This window comes from Enterocloster sp. OA13 (assembly GCF_022440595.1).
Classification (GTDB): Bacteria; Bacillota; Clostridia; order Lachnospirales; family Lachnospiraceae; genus Enterocloster; species Enterocloster hominis.
Genome location: NZ_JAKNTF010000001.1, coordinates 3,750,366 through 3,776,003 on the forward strand (window position 1 = coordinate 3,750,366; position 25,638 = coordinate 3,776,003).

The window sequence follows — 25,638 nt, forward strand, 5'->3', positions numbered from 1 at the left end:
TTACAGTCCTCCTTTTTACTTGTCTGTCAACGGTCTTACGTGTACGAATTTCTTATAGCAATAGTATATCAGCGGCCTATGTGTCCCACAATTCTGTGAGATTACTATTTACTCCAAAATATTACGGAATTTGTTGGTATTGTCCAATAAAATAAAGACTGGATATGATTTTTCGTCATATTTCCAGCCTTTTTCATGATTCCACAAAATCCTTTTATCTCTTATTACGGTATTCCAGGGGTGTCATCCCATACATTTTCTTAAAAGTGCTGCTGAAATACTTGGCCTCCTTGTACCCCACCATCTCAGCCACATCCGATACTTTATACTCCACATGGTTCAGATAGTTCCTGGCCTTCATCATCCTGTACTCAGTTACATACTCCATCAGGTTCTTACCCGTATGGCGTTTAAAAAGCTCGCACAGATAATTAGGGGAAAGGTGCAGTTCTTCCGACATGTCCTTCAGCGTTATCCTCCCTCCGTAGTGTACCTCCACATACTGGATGGCCTTTTGCACCAACAGGTTTCCCACGCCGTCCCCGTCTGCCCCGGATCCGGCTTCCCCCTCCTGAGGCGGCTGCTTCTTATCCGGCGCATCCCCTGCGCCCTGCTTCAGCTCCTTCTCGATGCCCTCCAGCACCGCAACCAGTTCCCTTGGATTGGTGGGTTTCAGCAGATACCTGGTCACTCCCAGTTCAATGGCTTTCTGGGCATAAGCAAAATTACTGTGTCCGCTCAGGATCACGATATGTATGTCCTGGTTCCTCTCCCTTATCTGCCGGATCAGTTCCAGGCCGGATACCTCCGGCATCTTGATGTCCGTCACAATCACATCCGCCTCATTGTCATAGAGTGCGGTCAGGGCCGAAAGGGCGTCCTCAAACACTCCGGTAACCTGCCATCCATCCCTGGCCCCCAGGAGTTTCAAAAGGCCGTTCCTGATCTTCGGCTCATCATCCACAATCATCAATTTCACGTTTCAATGTTCCTCCCCTCTCCCAATACACGGCTTATCCGGCCAGGTCTGGTCCTTTATGCCCTGCCCGGCCTGATGTCCAACCTGATATCTGTCCCGATGTCCGGCCTGATATCTGTCCCGATGTCCGGCCTGATATCTGTCCTGATGTCTATCCCGACGTCTAGCCTGATATCTGTCCCGAGTTTTCTTTTGGTATCCTCAGATGTATGGACGTCCCTTTTCCATACACACTTTCAATCCGGATGCGGTACTGCTCCCCATAGTGAAGCCGGATGCGCCTGTCCACATTGCGAAGTCCGATTCCGGTGTGTCCTTCCTTCTCCAGGTCCGGCAGTTCCTCCTTCAGGTGGTTAAGCTGTTCCGGCGTCATCCCTATCCCGTCGTCCTCCACTGTAACCAGTATCTCGTCCCCCGCATCCCTTATGAGGATGCTTACCTTTCCCTTCTGCTTGCGCGGCTCTATGCCGTGGGTGATTGCATTTTCCACCATGGGCTGCAGTATCAGCTTGGGTACCTTCTCCTGGCGCAGCCTGTCATCCACCTGCACCTGGTACTCCAGCTTGTCCTCCAGGCGGTTTTTCTGTATTTTCAAATAGCTTATCACATATTCCACTTCCCTGTCCAGAGGCACAAAGGCGTTCTCGTCCTCGATGCAGTAGCGCATCAGGCTGCCCAGGGAAATGATGATGTCGCTGATATCATACTCCTCCCTGTCAATGAGCATCCAGTTCACTGAATCCAGGGTATTGTACAGGAAATGCGGGTTGATCTGCGCCTGCAGCGCCTGTACCTCCGCATTCTTCTGCGCAATCTTCTCCTGGTAGACCTGGCGGATCAGGGTATTGATCTTGTCCACCATGTAGTTAAAGGAATCTGTCAGTTCCCCAATCTCATCCTTCCTCCTGTTTGGCACACGCACCGTGAAATCCCCTTCCTGCACCTGGCTCATGGCCACGCAAAGGCGTTTGATGGGCCTTGCCATGGCATAGACCAGCACCGCAATCACCAGGGCAATCCCAATGGTGCACATCATCACCACCAGCCAGATTGCGCTGCTTAAATCCTTGGCCTGGGGGAACAGGCCTTCTGCCGGGATTGCGGAATAGGACTTCCAGCCAGTGACCCCGTTGTACTGGCCGCAGACATAATATTCCTTCCCCCTCCACTCCAGGTCAAAGCGGCGGATCCCCCGCTCAAACCTGTCGTCAATCTCCTCCTGCCATCCCTTGTCCACCTTGGGGTTGCTGCATATGACCTCCCCCTTCTGGTCCACAATAAAAAGATACTGGTACTGAAACAGCCCCTGGTTGCCCAGCAGCAGGTTGCTGAACATATCCGGATCCAGCTCAATGACCATGATACCCAGCACCCGGTCCTGGCGTTCATCCATAATGGCCCTGGCGACCGTCACCACCTGGCGTTCCTGCTCCGGACCTGCAATCAGGGCAGGCATGATTCCCGCCCACACGGCCTTATTGTGCCTGTCCCCTACCGCGTCATAATATTCGGCCAGCATTTCCCCTGACAGGTCCCCTGGACTTACCCGGCCGTTTTCCCCCGTGGTATATAAAATCCCGGACTGGCTGATAATGGAAATGTCCATCTGCTCGCCAATGGATTTAATGAGGCTGGAGCAATAGTCGTCCAGGTAGGTCCTGCGGATGCTCCTCTCCCCCTGGTCCCATCCCGTCAGGCAAGCGCCCCGCACCAGTTCGCTGTCCGCCGCGTTATCCAGCACCTCCATGATATAGCGCACCTTCACATTGATGTTGATGTCAATGCGGTTAATGGTATCCGACATCTCCTGTTTCTTGTTCTTCACCACGATATCCCTGCTGTGGAAATAGGAAAATCCTCCAATGAGGGCGCCCTCAATCATGACCGTCACGATAAATACCAGCGTAAGCTTTAAGCGGAATGACATATGTCCCATAACCCGTTCCTCCGGATACTGTTCATTTGATACTGCAGCATGCAGTTCCTCCATCCTATTATAGCAGAGATAGGCGCCGGATTCACTAGGAAGAAATAATACCTCCAGATCTGCATCCACACCTGTATCCATACCTGCATCCACACCCGCATCCATACCCGCATCCACACCTGCACCCACACCCGCATCCATACCCGCATCCACACCTGCACCCACACCCGCATCCATAACTAAATCAAAAATCCCCCGGACATCCGCAATGTCCGGGGGAAGCATATCATTCATATCAATCCTGTAACCTATCCTTATCCCAATCAATACACCAATCCTAATGCCCGGCGGGAAATATCAGCTCCTGTATCCATCTCCGGGATGATTCCAGCGGTTTTCCTGGGTATCGTCAGAAGCAGGATACCTGCCGGATGTACTGTCTCCAGGGGTATGGTCAGCAGAAGGACCGTCAGCCGGGAAATTCCCTGCATCCTGTCCGGCTGTATCCTGGCTGCCTTCAACCGGATCCTGCCCGGCCCCATTCCCGCCTACAGGCGCCTGTTCCTGCGCCCTGTACTCACGGCCTGTATCTTCATCCTCTGGCATTTCCCCAGCACGATTTCCTGACTCTCCTTTGGACCTATCCTCCGGCTTATCCACAGCCTTGTCTTCCGACTTCTCCTCCGGCTCCGGTATTCCCTTTACCTTGCGGAAAATCTGCATGAATTCCTTACCTGTAATGGTTTCCTTCTCAATGAGGAATGCCGCAATCTGGTCCATGGCATCCTTATTATCGCTCAGCAGGCTGATTGCCTCGTTATAGGAATCCTTAAGTATCTTCATGACTTCCTTGTCAATCTCCGCCGCCGTGGCATCACCGCAGTTTAATACATTGCGCCCGGTCAGGTACTGGTTCTCCTGTGATTCCAGCCCCATGAGGCCGAACTTCTCAGACATGCCGTACTGGGTTACCATGGCCCTTGCCAGATTGGTGGCCTGCTGGATATCATTGGCCGCTCCGGTGGTGACTGTCTCAAACACAATCTCCTCTGCCGCCCGTCCGGCCATCAGCTCAACCAGCCTTGCCTGGAGTTCCTTCTTGGTATTCAGGTACTTCTCCTCCTCGGGCACGTTCATCACATAGCCCAAAGCGCCCATGGTCCTTGGCACGATGGTAATCTTCTGTACCGGCTCCGAGTGCTTCTGAAGGGCGCTTACAAGGGCGTGGCCCACCTCATGGTAAGATACGATGCGGCGTTCCTCCTTGCTCATAATCCTGTCCTTCTTCTCCTTACCTACCAGCACAACCTCCACTGCCTCGAACAGGTCCTTCTGGGACACGGCGCTGCGTCCATGCTTAACCGCATTGATGGCTGCCTCATTCATCATGTTGGCCAGGTCGGCGCCCACGGCGCCCGAGGTAGCCAGGGCAATATCCTTAAAGTCCACACTCTCATCCAGAAGCACATCCTTGGAATGTACCTTGAGGATGTTGATACGTCCATTGAGGTCAGGCTTATCCACGATGACACGCCTGTCAAAACGTCCCGGACGGAGCAGGGCCGGGTCCAGGATTTCCGGACGGTTGGTTGCGCCCAGTACCAGAAGTCCCTTGGTGGAATCAAAACCATCCATCTCGGAAAGGAGCTGGTTCAGTGTCTGCTCACGCTCATCATTGCCGCCCATACGGCTGTCACGGCTGCGTCCAATGGCATCAATCTCGTCGATGAAAATGATACAGGGCGCATTCTCCGTTGCATTCTTAAACAGGTCACGGACACGGGAGGCGCCCACACCCACGAACATTTCCACAAAGTCGGAACCGGACAGGGAGTAGAACGGCACATGGGCCTCGCCTGCCACTGCCTTTGCAAGCAGGGTCTTACCGGTTCCCGGAGGTCCCACAAGCAGGGCGCCCTTTGGAAGCTTTGCGCCTATCTTGGTATATTTGCCGGGATTGTGCAGGAAATCCACAATCTCGGTCAGGGATTCCTTGGCCTCGTCCTCCCCGGCCACGTCTTTGAAGGTGACGCCGGTCTCCTTCTGCACGTACATCTTGGCGTTGCTCTTGCCAACGCCCATGATTCCCCCGCCGCCCATGCGCTTCATGGTGAAATTCATGAGGAACAGCAGGAACAGGAATGGGACCGCATAATTGAGGAGTACCAGCAGAAGGGTATTGGCGTCCTTGTTTTCCTGATGTGTCTCCACATTATTATCCAGGAAACGGTCCACGAACTTATAATCCCCCGGCACCTTCACCACATAGTAATCCAGATCCTGGGAATACTTCGTATTATCCTTCTTTGGCACGACTGTAATCTCGGTGCCGCCTATCTTGATGGATTCCACTTCGCCGCCGTCCACCATCTTGACAAATTCATTGTAGGACAGCTCCTGGCGCTTTTTGGAATTCAGGTAGGAGTTCATCCAGCTCACCAGTCCAAATGTAAGCAGTGCAGCAATCAGCAGCATGGTGATGGTCTGCCAGTTGCTCTTCATATTCGGATCTTGTTTGTTATTATTATCCATATTGTACAGATTCTCCCTCTGAATGGGCCTATCTATCATTTACCAACAAAAACCCATTCTCTACCATTATAGTGTCAGTCTCCCCATAAATCAAGAAAAGAACAATTAATTTTCTTAAATTTTTACAAAAACTCCTAGATTTATTTTACATGCCGATGTATAATGTATCAGTTATTTTTTTGATACTATCAACACAGACGTCACACAAACCAAAAAGGAGGTATCCCCACATGCCAGTCAAGTACGTATTTGTTACCGGCGGCGTTGTATCCGGCCTTGGAAAAGGCATTACGGCAGCGTCCCTGGGCCGGCTTTTGAAAGCCAGAGGCTACAAGGTAACCATGCAGAAGTTCGACCCCTACATCAACATTGACCCCGGCACCATGAACCCTGTCCAGCACGGAGAAGTGTTCGTGACAGATGACGGCGCCGAAACAGACCTGGACCTTGGCCACTACGAGCGCTTCATCGATGAAAGCCTTACCAGGAATTCCAATGTGACCACGGGAAAGGTCTACTGGACCGTTCTGCACAAAGAGCGCCGCGGAGACTTCGGCGGCGGCACCGTTCAGGTAATCCCCCATATTACCAACGAAATCAAGAGCCGCTTCCACCGCAACTATTCCGAGACAGAAACCGAAATCGCCATCATCGAGGTGGGCGGAACCGTGGGCGACATTGAAAGCCAGCCTTTCCTTGAAGCCATCCGCCAGTTCCAGCATGAAGCAGGCCCCGGCAACACCTGCATCATCCATGTGACCCTGATTCCTTATCTGAAAGCTTCTGAGGAGCTAAAGACGAAGCCCACCCAGGCCAGCGTCAAGGACCTTCAGGGAATGGGCATCCAGCCCGACATCCTTGTCTGCCGCTCTGAAAAACCTCTGGACAAGGGCATCAAGGACAAGATTGCCCTGTTCTGTAACGTTCCCCCCCACCACGTCCTCCAGAATCTGGATGTGGACGTGCTTTATGAAGTTCCCCTTGTCATGGAAAATGAACACCTTGCCCAGTCAGCCTGCGAATGCCTGAACCTGCCATGTCCCGAACCCGACCTGACCGAATGGAAGGATATGATTGACGCATGGAAACACCCGGAAACAGAAGTAACCGTGGCCCTGGTAGGCAAATACATCCAGCTTCACGACGCCTATATTTCCGTGGTTGAGGCCTTGAAGCACGGCGGTGTTGCCAATCATGCCAAGGTCAATATCAAATGGGTGGACTCAGAACAGGTCACCGGTGAAAATGCTCCCCGGCTCTTTGGGGATGTAAAGGGAATCCTGGTGCCCGGCGGATTCGGCGACCGCGGCATTGACGGTAAGATATACGCCATCCAGTATGCCCGCGAACATGGGATTCCATTCCTGGGACTCTGCCTCGGCATGCAGCTTTCCATCGTGGAGTTTGCCCGCAATGTAATCGGATTCAAGGACGCCCACAGCGTTGAGCTGGATCCTTCCACCACCCACCCGGTCATCCACCTGATGCCGGAACAGGATGGCATCGAGGACATCGGCGGCACCTTAAGGCTTGGTTCCTACCCATGTGTTCTGGACAGATCCTCCAGGGCATATGAACTTTACCAGGATGAAACCATCCATGAACGCCACAGGCACCGTTACGAAGTAAACAATGATTACCGCGGCCTGCTTACCCAGAACGGCATGAAGCTGTCCGGCCTTTCCCCGGACGGACGCATCGTGGAAATGATTGAAATCCCATCCCATCCATGGTTCATCGCCACTCAGGCCCACCCGGAACTCAAATCCAGGCCCAACCGTCCCCATCCGCTGTTCAGGGGATTCATAGAAGCCGCCCTGAAAGCATGATCAGATTCATGAATGGTTCGATAAATGCATGATCAGATAAACGCGCCATGACAGACAGGCCGGAACAGCGAACAGGCAGCCCTTCACACCGGCTGCCTGTATCTTCCCCTTAACTCCATGCCAATCATATATTTTCCAGTATAACATCACTCCCGCTGCACAAACTATCCCTAAACACAAAGCGGAGGTAATGCCATGAATGAACCAGAAAACAAAGCACAGGACAAAGATCCCTTTGACATAGACATCCAGGCCTGTTCCACCATGGACTGCACCGGCCTGATTCCCTCTTTGCCCCAGGACGAGGCGGAGCAGGAGGCATATGAGGACCTTTATCCCTATATAACAATGGCGGTAAAGGATGAAGGGGATGCGGAGGGATGAATCCCGGATGCACCCATCTGCAAGGGATAATAAAGGGATACTATGGGAATGCGGAAACCCAGGAGCTTCTGCACGGAATCATGGTATCCCAAGACCTTATCATATACGTTAAGGGGAAAAGCACCCTGGCCTTAATAACAGGCCTGGATACTTTTCCCCTTATTTTTTAATGATTGAGTTAATGATTGAGTCAGACCGTATATCAGCCATGCATGAAGCGGCTGAGGAATTCCTGGGTCTGCCTGTCCTTAGGCGCTCCGAATATCTGTTCCGGTACCCCTTCTTCCACGATGACTCCCCCGGCCATGAATACCACATGGCTGGATACGTCCCTGGCAAATGCCATCTCGTGGGTTACGATAATCATGGTCAGGCCTTCTCCGGCCAGCTTGCGCATGACCTCCAGGACCTCTCCCACCATCTGGGGATCCAGGGCCGAGGTCGGCTCGTCAAAGAGAAGTACCTCCGGCTCCATTGCAAGGGCCCTTGCAATGGCTACCCTCTGCTTCTGCCCGCCGGAAAGCTGTCTTGGCTTGGCATTGATATATGGCGCCATCCCCACCTTTTCCAGATAGTACATGGCGTTCTTTTGGGCTTCCGGTTTATTCTTTTTCAGGACCTTGGTCTGTCCTATCATACAGTTTTCAAGTACCGTCATGTTGTTAAACAGGTTAAAGCTCTGGAATACCATCCCCACCTTGGAGCGGTACTGGGGCGCATTCACCTTCTTGTCCGCAATGTTGGTGCCGTGGTAGACGATCTCCCCTGTGGTCGGTGTCTCCAGCAGGTTCAGGCACCGCAACAGCGTGGACTTTCCGGAACCGGATGCCCCGATGATACAGGTAACATCCCCGCTGCTGACTGAAAAATCAATATCCTTAAGAACCAGGTTGGTGCCAAAGGTCTTGCTCAAATGACGGATTTCTAAGATATTATCACCCTTCATCCCGCATCCTCCTTATTCTTGGCCTTATCATCCGGGAAACGGTACATGCCGCTGGTATACGCCAGGGTATCCGTGGTGGCCAGGTCGAAGTTGTCCGCCCCGTCCATCCGGTTCTCCCACCAGCGAAGGATCCTGGAGCAGGTAAATGTCATGATGAAGTACATGATCATGGTAATGGTATATGTCTCAAAGTTCATATAAAGAGCTCCTGCAGCAGCCTTTGTCTTGTACAGCAGCTCCGTGACACCGATGACGGAAAGCACGCAGCTGTCCTTAATATTGATGATCAGGTTATTGCCGATCTGGGGCATGATGTTGCGCAGGGCCTGCGGCAGGATTACATATATCATGGTCTGCACATGGGTCATCCCGATGGACTTGGCGCCCTCGGTCTGGCCCGGGTCAATGGAAAGGATCCCGCCCCTTACCGTCTCTGCCATATATGCGCCCGTATTGATGGAGAGGATGAAATTAGCAGCTCCCCACATGGACATATCAATGCCTAACAGAGGCAGAAGCCCGAAGTAGATGAACATGGCCTGGGCCATCATGGGCGTTCCGCGGAAAAATTCCACATAAGCGTTGAGAATCAGCTTTATGATCCAAAGCAGTACCCTCTTAACCGGATTGTCTCCCTTTGCGCTGGGTATGGTCTGCACGATACCAACGGCAAAACCGATGATACAGCCCACCAATGTACCAACCAGGGCAATCCTCATGCTGACGCCGGCGCCCTGCAGCATTGACATACCATATTTATTGAATACGACCATTACACGGCCGAAAAAGTCTGTAGGCATATCCTTTCTCCTTACTGTCCCTTCGTACTTTGTTGATTAATTAGCTAATGGCTGTACAGAGATTGCCTCATCCATCATACTGGAGAAGTCATCCTTTGTCATCTTGGTAAGTACGCTGTTGATTGCTTCCTGTAACTCAGTATTGCCCTTCTTTAAGGAAATACCGATGTTGATATCTTCTTCCGTCACCTGGAAATCATCTGCGCCGCCGCCAAACTCAAGCATCCTGAAGTTGGGGTATGCAACCAGCGCGCCCTTGCCTGTGGGCTGGTCTGTCACCACCAGGTCACATTTATCAGCGTTCAGGGACATCAGCATGTCAGGTGCGCTTGCAGTGGCTGCCAGTACATTGGCTCCCTCAATCTGAGGCAGGCATGTATTGTACCAGATAGTGCTCTGCTGGGAGGTACAGGTAGCGCCAGCCAAATCGGCAACGCTCTTTGCATCCGCGTACTTGCTGCCTTCCTTTACCAGGGTAACAATGGTTGCGTAGTAATATGGCTCGGTAAAGTCAACTGCCTGAAGACGCTCGGAGGTGATGGACTGTCCGGCAATGACACAGTCAACCTTGCCTGTCGTGACGGCCGGAATCAGGGAATCCCAATCCAGACGGACGATTTCCAGGTCATATCCCAGTTCCTCGCAGATTTTCTTTGCCATCATGACGTCGTATCCGTATGCGAACTCATTGCTGTCAGCAATGGGTACAGCGCCGTTGGCGTCATCGGGCTGTGTCCAGTTATATGGCGCATAGGCGCACTCCATGGCAACCCTTAAGGTCTTCTTCTCACCGGATGCTTCTGCTGCCCCGGCGTCACTTTCACCGGATGCCTCGGTTGCTGCTGCTTTGTCATCCTGTGCCTGGGTTGCTGCTGCAGTGGTATCTGCCGTACCGCTTCCGCCGCATGCTGTCAGGGAACCTGCTGCCAGGACGCCTGCCAGAACCATGCCTAATACTTTCTTCGCATTCATTTTCATAATAATCTCTCCTCTTTGATTGAAACTATGCCGGTATGGCTGTCTAAGAAAAAAGCCACACCCATCCACACAGGTATGACTCCAATGTCATCTGATGACCGGCAATCTCTTAAACAGTTTAACCTTGCCCTATTATCCCTCGCACACTTTATTTTCTTAAATAAATGTGCCTAACGTGCTAAGTATAGCATAACTCGTCCTGATTTCCAATACCTATTTATGCTTTTTTATGCGTAAAAACAGTATAAATATTTGTAAAAACAGCCACTAATCCACCAATTTGGATTTGTGGCTGCTGAAAATCAGTTCTTCTGCCCTTCATTCCCTTGTGCTGCCGCGGAAGCTGCCTGGGCCCTTTCCTTCATCAAATCATCCATCTTCTGGAGGAACTGCGCGTCCGGCCCAATCTCATTGCCGTCCTCATCCACCTCCACTGCAAACAGGAAGGTCCTGGCATCATTAATCTCATAGCTGCAGGTAACCAGGGTATAAACCGTCTTAGCCGGATATGTAACGTCCTCTGCAAAGGAACAGGGCTTAATCATCTCATGCACAAACGCATCAAAGGATTCCTGGGACTTGAACCGTGTCTTGCGCACAATGGGCTGTGCCTCGCCGTAATAGCAGGCAACCGCCTTAAGCCTAATCTCACGGTCCGGCGTGTAGATGCTGAAATACTGGTGTTCCTTAAAATATTCCTCATCCTTATAATGAATCACATCCTTGAACATGCTTCCATTCTTCATGTTATGTCCGTACAGGATGTTGTTGCGGCCCACAAAATCCCCCTGGCTTTCAAAATCCAGGTAAATGGCCCCGCCAACGCTCTCTTTCCCATAAAAATCATGGTTCAGATAAAAATCATTGTCCGTACCCTGGACAATGGGGTAATCAATATTGGTATCCGGTACCTTTATCCAGCCTATGGTATCCGGGTTCTCCTCCATCAGATCCTCAAAATTAATGGGGGAAACATATGGTTCTGTCTCAGGCTCTGTCTCCTCCGGCGCTTCGGGCGCCTCCGTCTCCACGGGTGCGGTTGTCTCCCTGGCAAGTTCTGCCAGCCGTTCGTACTCCTCCTGTGCCCGTTTATCCTCCAGGTAGCTGTGAAGGCTTAAGCCTCCGCTGACCAGCATGACTGCCGCCAGCAGGAGGATGATGATCCTGCGTACCCTGCTTCTGCCCTTGTTCTGCTCCATCTATCCCTGTCTGTCCTTTCCAGTTCTGTCCATGTCATGTATCACGCCTATACCGCTGCCGTCACTTCCGGTCCTTCCTCTTCCCATCCCTCGCTGTAAATCACTGCATCCTGCATCAGGAGAAGCATCTCCAGGAAGCTGCGGAAGCTTACCTGACAGCGTTTTTCCTTCCAGCATATGGTTCCCTGCCAGGTGGAATTCCGCTTGAAGAGTATGCGGACCACGAATGTGGCAGGACCAAAATTACCTGTATTGACAGTCACGGTCCTGGGTACGATCAGATTCTCTTCCTCTGCCCCAACAGGCAGGGGGTTAAGCATATATCCAATCTCTTCCCTCAAATCGAACTCATTGCAGAAATCCATCCGCTTTTCCACTGCCGGATGGGAGACATCCCCGCTCATGACAAAGTCCTCATAATTGCGTACAACCACTTCGCACATCTTCTTGCCAAGGCCAAAGGGGTTCTCCCCGCCATTGTCCCCAAGGGTCCTGCTGAAATACTCCATCAGTTCCAGGAAGCTTAAAAAGGAAAATGTCTTCCCATCTTTTAAATTCCTGATATCTCCCTGCCATGTGGCGTGGAACCGGTACTTTACGTGAAGCCTGAATTGCCCCAGCCTTCCCTCTGTCCGTCCTTCTTTTTCCCCTGGCCCGTCAGATATATCCCTGCTTTTGGCAGACAGGGATCTTTTATGGAAAATCCTTTGCTCCACACTATTCATCGGATAGTGCAGTCTGTCAAACATGCTTTCTAATATTAATGCCATTTCAGAAAGGCTGCGAAACCGCAGTCCATGATCCAGGCTGTCATGATAAACCTGTCCTCTCAACAGGCGTCCGTCAAAACTATCTATGCTTATGGTATAATATTTGTGTGACTCCTGCAGTGCTCCTGTTCGCGAAACAGACATATATTCACCTACTTTTCTATGAAATGTTAGAAAACGCCCCATTTATCCTGTCACCAGTATAACAGTGGCCGGTTACATTTTGGTTACAAAACTTCCTTTTCCTAAAACTTTTTTTGATTTTTTTTCTGGACATTTCCATTATTGATTAGTATACTAAAGTGTAGTACTCTGTAATGCAAAGGAGAATCGCCATGATAACATCAGCTTCAGAAGAAAAGCCCACAATCCATGTCAATACCCTGGGCGGTTTCTCAATAAAGGTTGGTGATAAAGAGATAACCGACAACAGCAATCAGTCTAAGAAGCCCTGGTGCCTTTTAGAGTATCTTGTTGTGTTCCAAAAAAAGGACATCAGTCCCAATGAACTGATAAATATCATATGGTCAGACGACCCAGGAGTCAATCCCGGCGGCGCATTAAAGACACTGATGTTCCGTTCCCGTAAGCTCCTTGAACCACTGGGGCTTCCTCCCCAGAAGCTGCTGGTACAGCAGAGAGGTTCCTATGCCTGGACCCAGGAATACCCTACGGTTCTGGACATTGACCAGTTTGAGTCCATCTGTACCCGGGCAATCAGCCAGCCCCACAACGGGGATGACATCCTTAAGCTCTGCCTTGAGGGCCTGTCCATATACAAAGGTGATTTCCTTCCAAAATCAGAATATGAATCCTGGGTCATCCCAATCAGCACGTATTACCACTCTCTTTATCAGAAGCTGGTGTATAAGACAGTGGACCTGCTGCTGGAGCGGGAGGACTTTTCACAGATTACCTCCATCTGCCAGGCCGCAGTTGGAATCGAACCGTTTGATGAAGAATTCCATTACTATCTGGTATACTCCCTGTACAAGGACGGACACACCAGCCAGGCCATTGAAGAATACAACCATACCATGGATTTATTCTACAATGAATTCTCTATCTCCCCATCGGATCATTTTAAGAATTTATATAAAACCATCCGCAGCAAGGAACAGGGCATCAACACCAACCTGGATTCCATCCAGGAAACGCTGCGGGAAGAGGCTTCAGGCGGGGCATTCTACTGTGAATACCCGGTATTCCACGACCTGTTCCAGCTGGAACGCAGGGCCATAGAACGGACAGGTGATTCCATCTATCTTTGCCTTCTTACGGTCAGCGACCTGGATGGACATGTGCCTAAGCTCGCCATACTCAACAAAGCCATGGAACATCTCAACTATGCCATACGCAATTCCCTCCGGTGCAGCGATGTGTACACGCGTTACAGCATCAGCCAGTACATTGTCCTGCTTCCAACGGTCACTGCCGAGAAGGGTGAGATGGTATTAAAGCGGATAACCTCTAATTTCCGTAAGCAATACAACAGGAAGGACCTGCGTGTGGAATTTAAACTCCAGCCGGTCCTGCCATGGGAACGCAGTTCCGAGTCTGCGATTCCACTGTAACCATGACATTCATATCAAGGTAATATATAAAAGCTGCGGACATTGGTTGCCGCAGCTTTTCTAATGATGATTCCTTATGCCTTTGCCTTTCCGTAAAACATCTTATTCAGACTCTTCATCACATACCGATATGCCGGTATCAGGAACAGGTCCGCCGCAATCCACGCCACCGGATTGGCAATACAGACTGCCAGGTAGCCAAACACAGGTACCAGGCAGAAGCCCACAAAGGAACGGGCCGCCATCTCACACACACCTGCCAGGATTGCCAGCCTTGGATACCCAAGGCCCTGTATCATGAAGCGCACCACATTGACCCCCAGAAGCGGTATGAAGAACAGGCTGTTGGCAATCAGGAACCACTGTGTGTTCCTGAGTATCTCCGTCTCGCCCGGATCCACGAACATCAGGGCAACCCATTCCCCCATGAAGTAGAGTACTGCAAATGCCACCACCGCATAGACACAGCCTATAAGCGTTCCCGCTTTCAGGCCTTTATCAATACGGTCCAGCTTCCTTGCCCCCACGTTCTGGCCTCCGTAGGTTGCCATGGTGGAACCCAGGGCGTCAAAGGGACAGCAGAAGAACATGCTGATCTTACTGCCCGCGGTCACCGAGGCCACTGCCATGGAGCCAAGGGAATTAACAGAGGTCTGCAGGATCACGCTTCCGATTGCCGTGATGGAATACTGGAGTCCCATGGGTATTCCCATGTTGCACAGTATCTTCATATAATGGCGGTCGGGCTTCCACTCCTCCTCATCCATCTTAAGGATCGTGAACTTCCTGCGCATGTAGACAAGGCACAGGATTCCTGATATGGCCTGGGCCGTTATGGTGGCCCACCCGGCCCCCGCCACGCCCATGTCCAGTACCAGGATGGTAAACAGATCCAGAGCCACGTTCACCACCGATGAAAATACAAGGAATATAAGCGGGGTCGTGCTGTCCCCCAGGGAGCGTATGGTACAGGACAGCAGGTTATACAGATACGTTGCAGGGATTCCCAGGAAGATCACGAATATGTAGCTGTAAGCCCCCTCGATGATATCCTCCGGCGTCTGCATCAGGACCAGGATGTCACGGCAGAAAAAGCAGACAACAACCGTCATGACAACTGCAAATATGGCTGCCAGCCATCCGCTGTTTGCCACGAACTTCCTGAGCGCCTTCATGTTCTTTTCCCCGAACTTCTGTGCCACGGGAATGGCAAACCCGCTGCATACCCCCAGACAGAACCCGATGATCATGAAATTAATGGAACCGGTAGAGCCGACTGCCGCCAGGGCCTTCACCCCCAGGAACTTTCCCACGATAATGGTGTCAGCCATATTGTACAGCTGCTGGAACAGAAGTCCGAACAGCATGGGGATGAAAAACCCCAGTATCAGTTTTACAGGCGACCCTTCCGTCATGTCCTTTGTCGCACTCTTGGCCATATCTTATCCTCTCTGCTTCTATGAATTCATCTGATTAATTTACCCTGTTTGCATTTATTTTGCAAGTAGAAAATAATCAGGATTTTATGGGCAGAGCATACATTTTTAACAATTATCCCAGAAGACCGCCGCTACTCGTAACAGAGTACCGGCATCCCCTTATAAACCAGCCCGTAAAGCTCCTTTGCCTTGGCCGGGGGCAGGTTGATACATCCGTGGCTTCCGCTTGTCTGGTAGATGGCCCCTCCGAACTTGCTTCTCCAGTTGGCGTCATGGAGGCCGATTCCTCCGTTAAAGGGCATCCAGTAATCCACATGGCTCTCGTATTCATAGGTGCCGTCCGCTTTCTTGGCTCCCCTGAGTATCCGGTCCATCTCCTTATAGGTCAGGCTGTAGATTCCCGCAGGCGTGTTATAATTCTTGGCAATGTTCCCTGTGACACAGGGCGCTTCCCACACCAGGTTCCCTTCCTGGAACATGTACACATGCTGCCCGGTCAGGTCGATTTCCACATATGTGGTCCCCCAGTCAGGCGCTGTGCGGCTGGCGGCCGAGGCGGCATATACCGGTTCCCTGTCCTGCTCCCCCTCTGCAAGTCCTGCCTGGATCAGCTGGGTCAGGGCAGCGCTCTCCCCCGCCACATCCAGCCTCCATCCGTAAGGTCCGGTGATTTCCACGTCCCGGCCTCCCGCTGTATGGAATGTCCTGGCGGTCCCTGCCGTATCGTACTTTCCTGCCAGGCCGGCGACAAATGCCACCACCTTCTCCTGGTCCAGGATTGCCGTGGTTCCCTGGCTTCCTGTAATCCAGCTGCAGATAGTCTCTCCTGTAAGAGGTTCCTTCACATCCCCGAACACATAATTGATGGTTGCGTTCCTGTACCGGTTCATGGTGTCGCACAGGGCTTTCAGCTCCCCGCTGTCTTCCCGCACATTGACCTGGTAATAGCATCCGGCCTGGTCCACGTCCACGGATGCCTGTCCCGCCTTTACCGCTGCCTCAATCACGCTTATGGTCTTATCCTCATCCACATTATTACCCTGCACCGAAGGGATGATGGTAAAGGGCTTCCCTTCCTCATACGCAGAGATGCGGGCATCCATTGTCACTGTGATACCGGAACCGCTTATAAGGGATAACGCCTTTATCCTTGCCGTCAGGGCCTCCGCGTCATAGGCCGCCGTCATGTCCATGGTATGGGAGTTGTCCGTGGACGGACCCGAATTGCGGCCCGATGCATTCTGGGCATCCAGGATGGCCTGAAGCCCTTCGGGAACCGTTACCTTGTACCCGATGTCCGTACCCTTGATTGTTTCCTCTGAACCCCCGCGTCTGCGGATGGTTAATGTATATTCGCCATCATAAAAACCTTCTATCCTGGTTTTTGCCTCATCTGTTGTAAGACCGCCGATTCCCACGCCGTTCACCCTGGTGCCGGGCACGAATCTGGATGTATCAGCATCCTGGTCTGCAAGGGATGTCACTGCAAATGCAGCTGCAAGGGCCGCTGCTGCCAAAGCCGTCACGAACATCCTGCCAATGGTTCTTCCTTTTTCTGATTTCTGCATAAATTAAACCCCAATCTTACTTCTTTTTCCAGAATTACCCCATTGGGGCATTCTGCCTTCTTAACATAACAACCTTTTAGCATAATTTCAACCGGTTAATGGAAAATGTAAGAATTAATTAATGATAGGTTAGGATTTACCTAAGAGGAAAGTAAGGCGGGGATGGCGTCCTGCATCAAAGCAGGAATCCATCCCCGTCTTTTGTCCTCTTAATCAATCACTTCAACACTCTCAATAACCGGCTGGTTTTCCCTTGCCACGGTACCGTTGTTATCCTCTACCTTGGTGTCCCCGCAGATTGCATCCACTACCTCCATGCCCTCTGTCACATAACCGAAGCATGCGTATTCCCCGTCCAGGAACGTGCTGTCCTCATGTACAATAAAGAACTGGGAACTGGCGCTGTCCTTTATCTGCGAGCGGGCCATGGATATGGCTCCCCTTGTGTGGGATAAGGGGTTCTCCACGCCGTTGCTGGCAAACTCCCCCTTGATTTCCTCATCGGATCCGCCTAATCCGTTTCCCAGGGGATCGCCGCCCTGAATCATGAAACCGTCAATGATGCGGTGGAAGGTAAGGCCGTCATAAAAGCCTTCCTTGGCCAGCTTCAGGTAATTCGCCACTGTAATCGGCGCCTTGTCCCCGTCCAGTGTTACGGATATGGTCCCATAATCCCTGACCGTGATTTTCACATGATGCTCTCCGGCCGCTGCCTCCAGGTCTTCAGGTGAGATCCAGCTGTCCCCTGCCTGTCCTTCTGTGCCTGTGGTCTCTTCACTGCCCGCCTGTTCCTTTGTTTCCGTCTTCGTATCCGTCTTTGTTTGCTCCTTCGTATCTGCCTCTGTCCGGCTTTCCTTCTCCGCTTTTGTGGTCTGGGCCACCGCATCACTGCTGCCTGACCTGCCGCCGCATCCGGCCAGCATGGAAACCGCCAGCATGGCTGTCACACATACGCACATCCATTTTTTCATCATAACTGCTCCTCTTTCATCTGGAACCGTATATCACCGCCATAAGCCGCATGTCCCGGCACATCCCGGGCCTGTTTTCCAACACGCCCTGCAGTGGAAGGTTCCTGGTATTAAGCATGAACTGCCAGAGCATATTGTAACATCCAAACCTTGTCCACGTAAAGGACTTTATGGAATTATCACATTTTCATCACATTTACCGTTCCCGTATCCTTTGAGGATACCTTGTGGCACACATAGGTGAGCGCCATGGTGGCCGCCATGTCCGGCAATGTGTTCCCCACCGGTGTATCCACCTGCATCAAAAGCCGGTAGAGGATGAATCCGGCCAGCCATATAAGCAGGTTCCTGACGCAATAGGCGTCCCTGCTGCAGTCCTTGCCAAGCAGGAAATAGTCGGTTATCTGGATGGCAATCATGGGCGCGAACACGGATCCTATCAGATAGAGGAAGCCCGTGATATTGTCCATGGGAAATGTGACGGCCGCCGCGGTACCCACCACCGTCACTGCCACTGCCGCCCATTTTTCCTTTATGGCGGAAGAGATGGATACACTGGATACCCCGGCTGAATATGCGTCCAGGAATGTGGTGGTAACCGTGGACAGCACCACAATCAGAAGTCCGGTAAGGCCCAGTCCCGCCTTTACCAGGATGACGGAAATATCATACTCCCCTGTATGGATGGCCGCCCCCATACCGATTACGTACATGAAAATGCTTACGATACCATACACCGCCGCGCTGGCCGCCGTGGCGGCAAAGGGCTTTTCAGTCTCCCTGGTATAATCGCTGATCAAAGGGAACCAGGACAGGGGCATTGCCACGGACAGCTCCACGGCGGCCCCGAAGCTCATGGTCCCGTCTGATATGCCAACCGCCGCGCCATGGCCTGCGAATATGACACGGCACAGGATAAGGGTGAGGATGAAAAGCGCCCCCATGGCTATTACGTTGATTTTCCCCAGGTTCTGGATTCCAATCAATATCCATATGAGGATTAGGCCGCCGATGACCAGGCACCAGACCCAACGGCCCGCCCCATAGATGCCTCCTGCCGCCAGGGCGCCGTCGTATATCATGATGGAGGTCCATCCCACCAGCTGAAGCACATTAAGCAGCACAAACAGAAGGCTCCCCCGCTCCCCAAAACTCATCTTCACGGTTTCCATGGCGCTCTTTCCCGTATACCCGCCAATGAGGCCCGCCAGGAACAGAAGGGCGCAGCCAATCACATGTCCCAGTATGATGGCTGCCAGCCCCCTGCCAAATCCCAGGGGCGCAAGATATGTACCTGTCAGTATCTCCGCAATGGACACTCCGGCCCCGAACCAGATTAAGCCATTGCTGAATACAGAAGTCTTTTTTCCGCTCATATCCCCGCCTCCTTAATATTCGCCACGGATGGCAAATGCATGGTTCATGGGACCGCTTCCCTTTCCCAGGTCAAGCATCGCAGCCAGGGCGCCGGACAGATATGCCTTGGCCCGTTCCACGGCCAGGTCCATGGGCATCCCCTTTGCCAGGTTGGAGGCAATGGCGCTGGAAAGGGTACATCCGGTTCCATGGGTGTTGGGATTGTTGATCCGCTTTCCGTAAAACCACTTAGCCTGCCCGTCCATGTACAGCAGGTCATTGGCATCGTTCTGCTGATGGCCTCCCTTGCACAGCACGGCGCATCCGCACCTGTCCCCGATGAGGCGGGCCGCCTGTTCCATATCTTCGGGGGAGTTTATCTTCATCCCTGACAGGATTTCCGCCTCCGGCACATTGGGGGTCAGAAGGTCCGCCATGGGGATCAGCCTGTCCTTAAGGACAGTAACCGCTTCCCCGTCAATGAGCCTGAATCCGCTGGTGGCTGCCATGACCGGATCCACCACAATATGGGACGCATGATAGAAGGCCAGCTTTCCCGCAATCATCTCAATCAGTCCTGCCGAGGAAACCATTCCGATTTTTACTGCATCCGGGAAGATATCCGTAAAAATATCATCCAGCTGCTCACCCAGAAATTCAGGTGATACTTCCATTATTCCTGTTACGCCGGTTGTGTTCTGTGCAGTAAGGGCCGTGATTGCGCTCATGCCGTAAACCCCATGGGCTGTCATGGTCTTTAAATCTGCCTGGATGCCGGCGCCTCCGCTGGAATCACTTCCTGCGATTGTTAATGCAGTGTACATAGTCATTCTCCTTTTCGCATTAATTTTCTTAGGCGGCAGAAGGTGGTGCCCCCGATCTGCCGCCGGGCCATAAAGTAACTGAAACGGATACCGGCCTCGTGCAGGCGCGCCAAAACGGCGGTACACCAAAACAGGTGCACCGCCGGCATATAATCCCTATGGTCCCTACGTTGGCATTATCCAAATCAGGTAATGGGTCTAGGCATGAACAGCCTACTCTCAGCCCACTTAAGTGAGCTCCCCGTTGTCTATTTACAAATCCTATTATAACTCGTAATCAGGAAAAAGCAATCTGTTTTTCCATCCCGCCATGATGGCCGCTGCAATCCTTATCCCGGCCTTTGGCCAGCTATCTTATCATCCTGTCCACGATTTTAACCATGGCGGTAAATGTGGCGCCGTCATAATCCATGTCGAATTCGTCCCCCGGGTGGTTTAATATCCTGCGTATGCTGAGGATTCCCAGGCCGCCGTCCTTTTTGCTGGAAAGGATCCTGCCGCCGCTCTGCTTTATCTGGCCGTCATAGGAATTTTCCACCATCATCATCAGGTGGTCCTCCATCCATCTGGCCTGGATGCGGACGAACCGTTCCGTTTCCAGGCGCCTGCATGCCTCGAAGGCATTTTCCAGAAGGTTTCCGATGACAATGCACAGTGTCAGGTCATCCACCGGGACATGGGCCGACAGGTCCATCCTGGCCTCGAAATCAATCCGGCCCTGCCTGGCCCTTGCTGCATATTCCTGAAGCAGGCCGTTGACAGCCTGGTTCTGGCAGAATACCATGTCGGCCGCGCGGTCCAGCTCCTCCTTCAGGTTCTGAAGATACCGTTCCTGCTCCTCCTTGCCCATGTTCTGCAGCGCATGGATGTGATGGCGGAAATCATGCTTGATGATGCGGACCTGTTCGATATAATCCAGTGTCTGGTTATAGTGCTCCCTCTGCTTGCCGATGAGCTGCCTTGCAAACTGCAGTTCCTCCTCCGTCTTCCTGCGGCATATGATTCCCAGGGTATTGCCCAGGATCATCACATAGAGTACCAGGATCATGGCGCAAAGGGCAAGGAAGAACAGGATGTCCTCTATCCCCCTGATTGCCAGGGACCTGGGCGAGAATATGGTGTTGGTGCCGATGAACAGGACGAGCAGGGATACGGACGGATACGTAAGCAGCAGGGAACAGGAACGTTTAGAGAGCTGTGCAAAAAGGCGCTGCACCGTATCCTTAAGAAAGTAACGGACAAACAGGCAGAATCCGGCTGCAGAGACCAGGGACACTACCACGGAAATCTGCCCATAGGTCAGGCTGACCCGGTTAAGCAGCAGCCAGGCCGCGAATTCATTCAGGGACGTGGACAGCACTGCAAAAAGCCAGGCGGATATGTAGAGGAATGCCTTTTCCAGCAGGCCGCCCTGGAAGAAGATAAGCAGCACAAGAAAAAACAGGCAGGAAAACACACCCTGAAATACAAAAAACACCTGCGGCCTGATATGGAACAGGGACTGCATGGATACCATGATGACCCACAGATAGGCGGACACGGCCGCGATATTTTCCCGGTTCCTGTGTTTTGGCTCCAGACATACAAAGATGGGCATCATGCGCACGGCCATGTTGATCAGGTTCAGGATAATCGTACATGCATTGTCGTTCATAGGAACCTCATTTCAGCCTGTGATGGTAATATGCATTCTTGCTCTGCTTGTAAAAGTTCCTGGATATGGGAATCATCTGGCCGTCCTTCATATAGAAGCAGGAATCCTCCAGCCGTTCCACCTGTTCCAGGTTGACCAGATAGCTCTGGTGGCAGCGCAGGAACCCCGGGTATCCCCCCAGTTCCTCCTGCAGTTCGGTCAGCTTCTGGTGGATGGAAATCACTTCCCCGTCCGTAAGGGTTACAAAGACCCGGTGAAGCCGGTTCTCAAACCATGCAATCCGTTCCAGCTTAAGCTGCAGGGGCACGCGGTTATGTACCACGGATATACAGGCGTCATCCCCACCCAGGCGCTGCTTTACCACCCGCTCCATGGTGGCCTCAAAGTCCTTTTTCCCCACGGGCTTCAGGATGAACCCGGCTGCATTGACACTGTAGCCATCCACCGCCGCTTCCAGGGACGAGGTGATGAGGACCACCGGGCTGCTCCCTTTTCCCAGACGGGCAGCTGTCTCAATGCCGTTAAGCCCGGGCATCATCACATCCAGCAGATACAGGTCATACTGCTTCCCGGATTCCAGCAGTCCGGTCCCGTTCCCATATGTATCAATCTGTACTTCCCTGCCGCGTTCCCTAAAAAAAGCAGATGTATACCCCACGACCAGGGCGCATTCTTCCTTTGTATCATCGCAGACAGCAATCTTAAGCATCCTTCATCCCCCTCCGCCTATGGAACCAGGCGCCTGTCCGTAATATCCCCCGTACATTTCCTTCTATTTTATGGTGATTCCTCCCATAAGTCAAGTTCTGGCGGAAATGTCATATTTGGTATATTTTCTGCAGAAATGGTCATTAAGTACACAACGGGTTTATGGTACACTTATTGTAAGAAAATTATTACAGGAGGGATTTTATGGGTACAAACATCATTGTAACAATCATTGTAATCGTCTACCTGCTTTTCATGCTGTGGATCGGATGGTATTCATCCACCAAGATTTCCACCAACACCGACTTCATGGTAGCCGGACGCCGCCTTGGACCGCTTCTCATGGCAGGCACCCTGGCAGCCACTGAAATCGGCGGCGGAAGCTCCCTGGGCGTTGTTCAGAACGGTATGTCCGGCTATGGACTCAGCGCTTCCTGGTACATCACCACCATGGGCATTGCATTCATCATCTTAAGTTTCATTGCCCCCAAGTTCCGGGCAGCCACCGTTAAGACGGTTCCTGAGTATTTCCGCAGACGCTACGGCAAGTCCTGCGGCATCATCACAGCCATCATCATGCTGCTGCCCCTGGTGGGTCTTACAGCCGGACAGTTCATTGCATCCGCAGTCATCCTGTCCACCATGTTAAACATTGATTACCAGGTAGCCGTCATCATCGTTGCCGTGGTGGTTACCATCTACTCCATCATGGGCGGCCTCTGGAGCGTCACGCTGACAGACTTTGTCCAGGTATTCCTGATTGTGATCGGCATGATCATCGCTGTTCCGTTTGCCATGAATTATGCAGGCGGCTGGGGACAGATATCCGCCAACATCCCGGCAGGCACCCTGAACCTGTTTGAGGGATATGACCTGTTCGGGATCATTTCCCTGGTCATCATGTACACGGCCACCTTCTCCGTGGGCCAGGAAGCGGTGTCGCGCTTCTATGCCGCAAGGGATGAAAAGGCTGCCAAGGGCGGCGCATGGCTGGCCGCGCTGGTGAACTTCATCTATGCGTTCATACCGACCATCCTGGGTATCATTACCCTGGCATTAATCAATATGGGCAAGTTCAGTTCCGACCAGTTTGCCGCCGTTGGCGCGCGTTACGCCCTTCCGGTACTTGCCATCAATACCATGCCCGCCATCATCTGCGGCCTGCTGTTTGCCGGAATTATTTCCGCAACCATGTCCAGTTCCGACTCCGACCTGTTAGGCGCAGGCTCCATTTTCGCCAATGACATCTACAAGGCCGTGTTAAAACCGGATGCATCCAGCCAGTCCGTCATGAGGGTGACCAAGATTGTCATGTGCCTGGTGGGTGTGGCATCCATGCTCATCGCCCTGTTCAACACACAGAGCATCGTATCCATCCTGATGTTCTGCTTCACCCTGAGGGCCGCCGGTTCCTTCTTCCCATATGTAATGGGACACTACTGGAAAAAGGCTTCCACCGCAGGAACCATTGCTTCCCTGATTGCGGGAACCATCGTGGTTGTATACCTGGAACATGTATCCAAGGGAATGCTGTTCGGCATCAAATTCAGCCAGCCCATCATCCCGGGCCTTGTGGCGGCATTCATCTGCTTCATCATCTTCTCCTATGCCATGCCGCCGAAGGTTGAATCCACGGAACTGGCGCCGGAAGAGGATGACTGATAGGAAATAACGTATCATATAAACAAGAACAGACCCGGCGCCGTCCCACCCTTTGAAGGTTTGGGACAGCGCCGGGTCTGTCATGTTTATCCGGGGACGGACGGTCATGGTCCCACCGTGACCGGTACCCCCAGGTTACAGTATTCCCATAATATATCCATCACGTCGTTGGTGACGGCAATACATCCTGCCGTACCGCCCCCCTGCTCGCCATGTATCATGATGGCCCCGCCTAAGGGCGTATCCCAGGGCGGCTGCTCTCCTGCCTTGTTGGCATCCACGATTGCCTTGTACTGCTCCTCGTTAATCAGCCCGTCGGCCAGGCCCCGCTCTGCGTCGTCGATGTTGGGATAGGATAGCCCCAGGGACAGATAGTACTGGCTCTGGTCATTCTTCGTGCACACGTAGAACTTGCCGGAAGGAGTTATCTCATCCCCCTGCTGCACCTTGTCCCCTGTTGCGGACTCCCTTCCAATCTGGGCCGGCCAGCTTCCGATGGTGGAATTATAACGGCTCAGGGTGACCGTGCTTCCCTTTTTGCTTACATAGATACTGATACCGTTCACGGACGGCCTATAGACTGCCCCCGGTCCTGTCTGCCCAGCCATGGCGCTTACAGGGCCTGATACCGCCAGGGCCAGTGATAAAAGCCCAAGCCCAAGGCATTTACGGATGTTCCTCATGTCTGTTCTCCTTACAACCATTTTTTACCTGACGCCATTATACCATATGGACCCGGAAATGGAATGCAAGTAATAAAATCGAAAGGAAATCCTAAGCATTTATTTCCTCCCCGTATCCCAGTAACGGAAGCACATCCATGGGGTAGTCCAGGATGACCAGCGCAGCCTCCTTATCCAGATAGTGTTCCTGTTTGTGGATGATCACGATATTGCGTCCTGTAAAATACTCAATATACTGCCGGAATACCTCGGAGGCCAGGGTGGTTCCCAGAAGCAGCAGGGTATCCGCCTTTGTTATCTCAACCGTGGTCTTGGTCATGTTCTGGCTGTCCACCATCTCCCCAATCAGGGAAATCATGGGCCTCACAGGGATATTGCAGGATGGACAGATCGGTACGCGCCTGGCCTGGGCTATATATGTAACCGGATATTTCTTCTTGCACCTTGGGCACTGGTTCTGGTAAATGCTTCCGTGAAGGTTAATGACATGACGGCATCCTCCCCTTCTTGGCTTGTCATAGATGTTGCTGTCTATGATGCACTGAAGCTTCCCCGCCCGCTCCATGGCGGCCAGGGCCGGACCGGATGCCGTATCCCTTGGGGCGTTATGGAGCATTTCCTTTTTATAAAACTCAAAGAACTGTTCCGGACGCGTATTGTAAAATGCGCTGGAATACATTTCCTCCACACCATAGCCATAACGGTTTTCAATGTCATATGCCTTATCCTGCTTCTTGATTCCTATGAATCCTCCCTCTTCCATCATGCCGGAACCACAGAGCGCTACCGTATAGTTGCTGTCATCCAGGATCTTCCTCAGCTGTTCTATCTTCCCGTTCATAGTGATACCTCCCT

The 25,638-nt window shown here is 52.2% G+C and carries 21 protein-coding genes and 1 riboswitch; of the genes, 4 read left to right on the forward strand and 17 right to left on the reverse strand.

Features of this window, described 5'->3' with window-relative positions:
• Positions 1–214: 214 nt before the first annotated feature.
• The 3 genes from MCJ35_RS16640 to ftsH form a co-directional block, all read right to left on the reverse strand.
• On the reverse strand, positions 215–979 hold the full coding sequence (locus tag MCJ35_RS16640) for a response regulator transcription factor (RefSeq protein WP_008718375.1): 765 nt from the start codon (positions 977–979) through the stop codon (positions 215–217).
• 163 nt (positions 980–1,142) lie between these two features.
• Entirely contained in the window at positions 1,143–3,233 is a 2,091-nt protein-coding gene (locus MCJ35_RS16645; RefSeq protein WP_240299580.1) for a sensor histidine kinase, read from the reverse strand.
• Between the two features lie 30 nt (positions 3,234–3,263).
• Positions 3,264–5,438, reverse strand: coding sequence for an ATP-dependent zinc metalloprotease FtsH (ftsH, locus tag MCJ35_RS16650; RefSeq protein ID WP_025486336.1), 2,175 nt, complete (start codon positions 5,436–5,438; stop codon positions 3,264–3,266).
• 230 nt (positions 5,439–5,668) lie between these two features.
• Here ftsH and pyrG point away from each other — a divergent pair, with 230 nt between their 5' ends.
• Together pyrG and MCJ35_RS16660 are read left to right on the forward strand one after the other, a co-directional pair.
• A complete protein-coding gene (gene pyrG, locus MCJ35_RS16655; RefSeq protein ID WP_025486334.1) occupies positions 5,669–7,267 on the forward strand; it encodes a CTP synthase in 1,599 nt (532 codons plus the stop codon).
• Positions 7,268–7,462: 195 nt separating this feature from the next.
• Entirely contained in the window at positions 7,463–7,651 is a 189-nt protein-coding gene (locus MCJ35_RS16660) for a hypothetical protein (protein ID WP_025486333.1), read from the forward strand.
• Positions 7,652–7,853: 202 nt separating this feature from the next.
• Here MCJ35_RS16660 and MCJ35_RS16665 read toward each other — a convergent pair whose 3' ends face one another.
• From MCJ35_RS16665 to MCJ35_RS16685, 5 genes are all read right to left on the reverse strand, one after another.
• On the reverse strand, positions 7,854–8,597 hold the full coding sequence (locus tag MCJ35_RS16665; RefSeq protein WP_008718381.1) for an amino acid ABC transporter ATP-binding protein: 744 nt from the start codon (positions 8,595–8,597) through the stop codon (positions 7,854–7,856).
• Entirely contained in the window at positions 8,594–9,397 is an 804-nt protein-coding gene (locus MCJ35_RS16670; protein ID WP_008718383.1) for an amino acid ABC transporter permease, read from the reverse strand. Before MCJ35_RS16670 ends, MCJ35_RS16665 begins: the two co-directional genes overlap by 4 nt.
• A gap of 36 nt (positions 9,398–9,433) precedes the next feature.
• Positions 9,434–10,375 (reverse strand): transporter substrate-binding domain-containing protein, encoded by a 942-nt coding sequence (locus MCJ35_RS16675; RefSeq protein ID WP_025486330.1) that lies wholly within the window; start codon positions 10,373–10,375, stop codon positions 9,434–9,436.
• Positions 10,376–10,677: 302 nt separating this feature from the next.
• Positions 10,678–11,574: a class B sortase gene (gene srtB, locus MCJ35_RS16680; protein ID WP_025486329.1), complete on the reverse strand. Its 897-nt coding sequence runs from the start codon at positions 11,572–11,574 to the stop codon at positions 10,678–10,680.
• A 47-nt stretch (positions 11,575–11,621) separates the two neighbouring features.
• Complete coding sequence (locus tag MCJ35_RS16685) at positions 11,622–12,488, reverse strand: hypothetical protein (protein ID WP_008718388.1); 867 nt, start codon at positions 12,486–12,488, stop codon at positions 11,622–11,624.
• A 191-nt stretch (positions 12,489–12,679) separates the two neighbouring features.
• On the opposite strand from MCJ35_RS16685, the gene MCJ35_RS16690 reads away from it, so the two are divergent.
• The gene (locus MCJ35_RS16690; RefSeq protein ID WP_008718391.1) at positions 12,680–13,918 is read left to right on the forward strand and encodes an AfsR/SARP family transcriptional regulator; all 1,239 of its coding nucleotides are present in this window, start codon (positions 12,680–12,682) and stop codon (positions 13,916–13,918) included.
• Between the two features lie 74 nt (positions 13,919–13,992).
• Here the strand turns inward: MCJ35_RS16690 and MCJ35_RS16695 are convergent, their stop codons facing one another.
• The 7 genes from MCJ35_RS16695 to MCJ35_RS16725 all read right to left on the reverse strand — a co-directional run bounded on the left by MCJ35_RS16695 (position 13,993) and on the right by MCJ35_RS16725 (position 22,439).
• Positions 13,993–15,357 carry an MATE family efflux transporter gene (locus tag MCJ35_RS16695; RefSeq protein WP_008718393.1) on the reverse strand — a complete coding sequence of 455 codons (1,365 nt, stop codon included), beginning with the start codon at positions 15,355–15,357 and terminating at the stop codon, positions 13,993–13,995.
• Positions 15,358–15,488: 131 nt separating this feature from the next.
• The gene (locus MCJ35_RS16700; RefSeq protein ID WP_025486328.1) at positions 15,489–16,925 is read right to left on the reverse strand and encodes a L,D-transpeptidase family protein; all 1,437 of its coding nucleotides are present in this window, start codon (positions 16,923–16,925) and stop codon (positions 15,489–15,491) included.
• Between the two features lie 209 nt (positions 16,926–17,134).
• On the reverse strand, positions 17,135–17,896 hold the full coding sequence (locus MCJ35_RS16705) for a peptidylprolyl isomerase (RefSeq protein ID WP_025486327.1): 762 nt from the start codon (positions 17,894–17,896) through the stop codon (positions 17,135–17,137).
• Positions 17,897–18,075: 179 nt separating this feature from the next.
• On the reverse strand, positions 18,076–19,272 hold the full coding sequence (cytX, locus tag MCJ35_RS16710) for a putative hydroxymethylpyrimidine transporter CytX (RefSeq protein WP_025486326.1): 1,197 nt from the start codon (positions 19,270–19,272) through the stop codon (positions 18,076–18,078).
• 12 nt (positions 19,273–19,284) lie between these two features.
• Positions 19,285–20,076: a bifunctional hydroxymethylpyrimidine kinase/phosphomethylpyrimidine kinase gene (gene thiD, locus MCJ35_RS16715; RefSeq protein ID WP_025486325.1), complete on the reverse strand. Its 792-nt coding sequence runs from the start codon at positions 20,074–20,076 to the stop codon at positions 19,285–19,287.
• A 145-nt stretch (positions 20,077–20,221) separates the two neighbouring features.
• Positions 20,222–20,330: riboswitch (TPP riboswitch) on the reverse strand.
• Positions 20,331–20,425: 95 nt separating this feature from the next.
• Positions 20,426–21,730, reverse strand: a complete 1,305-nt coding sequence (locus MCJ35_RS16720; RefSeq protein WP_025486324.1) for a sensor histidine kinase — start codon at positions 21,728–21,730, stop codon at positions 20,426–20,428.
• Between the two features lie 7 nt (positions 21,731–21,737).
• The gene (locus MCJ35_RS16725) at positions 21,738–22,439 is read right to left on the reverse strand and encodes a LytR/AlgR family response regulator transcription factor (protein WP_008718404.1); all 702 of its coding nucleotides are present in this window, start codon (positions 22,437–22,439) and stop codon (positions 21,738–21,740) included.
• Positions 22,440–22,642: 203 nt separating this feature from the next.
• On the opposite strand from MCJ35_RS16725, the gene MCJ35_RS16730 reads away from it, so the two are divergent.
• Positions 22,643–24,100 carry a sodium:solute symporter family protein gene (locus tag MCJ35_RS16730; protein ID WP_008718406.1) on the forward strand — a complete coding sequence of 486 codons (1,458 nt, stop codon included), beginning with the start codon at positions 22,643–22,645 and terminating at the stop codon, positions 24,098–24,100.
• Positions 24,101–24,204: 104 nt separating this feature from the next.
• Here MCJ35_RS16730 and MCJ35_RS16735 read toward each other — a convergent pair whose 3' ends face one another.
• Together MCJ35_RS16735 and MCJ35_RS16740 are read right to left on the reverse strand one after the other, a co-directional pair.
• On the reverse strand, positions 24,205–24,783 hold the full coding sequence (locus tag MCJ35_RS16735) for a L,D-transpeptidase family protein (protein ID WP_025486323.1): 579 nt from the start codon (positions 24,781–24,783) through the stop codon (positions 24,205–24,207).
• Positions 24,784–24,874: 91 nt separating this feature from the next.
• Positions 24,875–25,624 carry an SIR2 family NAD-dependent protein deacylase gene (locus MCJ35_RS16740; RefSeq protein WP_025486322.1) on the reverse strand — a complete coding sequence of 250 codons (750 nt, stop codon included), beginning with the start codon at positions 25,622–25,624 and terminating at the stop codon, positions 24,875–24,877.
• Positions 25,625–25,638: the final 14 nt, after the last annotated feature.

Bases quoted from the DNA above. Each gene is read 5' to 3' on its own strand.
- MCJ35_RS16690 (WP_008718391.1), top strand. From the start codon at position 12,680: ATGATAACATCAGCTTCAGAAGAAAAGCCCACAATCCATGTCAATACC.
- MCJ35_RS16725 (WP_008718404.1), bottom strand. From the start codon at position 22,439: ATGCTTAAGATTGCTGTCTGCGATGATACAAAGGAAGAATGCGCCCTG.
- MCJ35_RS16700 (WP_025486328.1), bottom strand. From the start codon at position 16,925: ATGCAGAAATCAGAAAAAGGAAGAACCATTGGCAGGATGTTCGTGACG.
- ftsH (WP_025486336.1), bottom strand. From the start codon at position 5,438: ATGGATAATAATAACAAACAAGATCCGAATATGAAGAGCAACTGGCAG.
- MCJ35_RS16730 (WP_008718406.1), top strand. From the start codon at position 22,643: ATGGGTACAAACATCATTGTAACAATCATTGTAATCGTCTACCTGCTT.
- pyrG (WP_025486334.1), top strand. From the start codon at position 5,669: ATGCCAGTCAAGTACGTATTTGTTACCGGCGGCGTTGTATCCGGCCTT.
- thiD (WP_025486325.1), bottom strand. From the start codon at position 20,076: ATGTACACTGCATTAACAATCGCAGGAAGTGATTCCAGCGGAGGCGCC.
- MCJ35_RS16670 (WP_008718383.1), bottom strand. From the start codon at position 9,397: ATGCCTACAGACTTTTTCGGCCGTGTAATGGTCGTATTCAATAAATAT.
- MCJ35_RS16705 (WP_025486327.1), bottom strand. From the start codon at position 17,896: ATGAAAAAATGGATGTGCGTATGTGTGACAGCCATGCTGGCGGTTTCC.
- srtB (WP_025486329.1), bottom strand. From the start codon at position 11,574: ATGGAGCAGAACAAGGGCAGAAGCAGGGTACGCAGGATCATCATCCTC.
- MCJ35_RS16695 (WP_008718393.1), bottom strand. From the start codon at position 15,357: ATGGCCAAGAGTGCGACAAAGGACATGACGGAAGGGTCGCCTGTAAAA.
- MCJ35_RS16665 (WP_008718381.1), bottom strand. From the start codon at position 8,597: ATGAAGGGTGATAATATCTTAGAAATCCGTCATTTGAGCAAGACCTTT.
- MCJ35_RS16735 (WP_025486323.1), bottom strand. From the start codon at position 24,783: ATGAGGAACATCCGTAAATGCCTTGGGCTTGGGCTTTTATCACTGGCC.
- cytX (WP_025486326.1), bottom strand. From the start codon at position 19,272: ATGAGCGGAAAAAAGACTTCTGTATTCAGCAATGGCTTAATCTGGTTC.
- MCJ35_RS16685 (WP_008718388.1), bottom strand. From the start codon at position 12,488: ATGTCTGTTTCGCGAACAGGAGCACTGCAGGAGTCACACAAATATTAT.
- MCJ35_RS16675 (WP_025486330.1), bottom strand. From the start codon at position 10,375: ATGAAAATGAATGCGAAGAAAGTATTAGGCATGGTTCTGGCAGGCGTC.
- MCJ35_RS16660 (WP_025486333.1), top strand. From the start codon at position 7,463: ATGAATGAACCAGAAAACAAAGCACAGGACAAAGATCCCTTTGACATA.
- MCJ35_RS16720 (WP_025486324.1), bottom strand. From the start codon at position 21,730: ATGAACGACAATGCATGTACGATTATCCTGAACCTGATCAACATGGCC.
- MCJ35_RS16740 (WP_025486322.1), bottom strand. From the start codon at position 25,624: ATGAACGGGAAGATAGAACAGCTGAGGAAGATCCTGGATGACAGCAAC.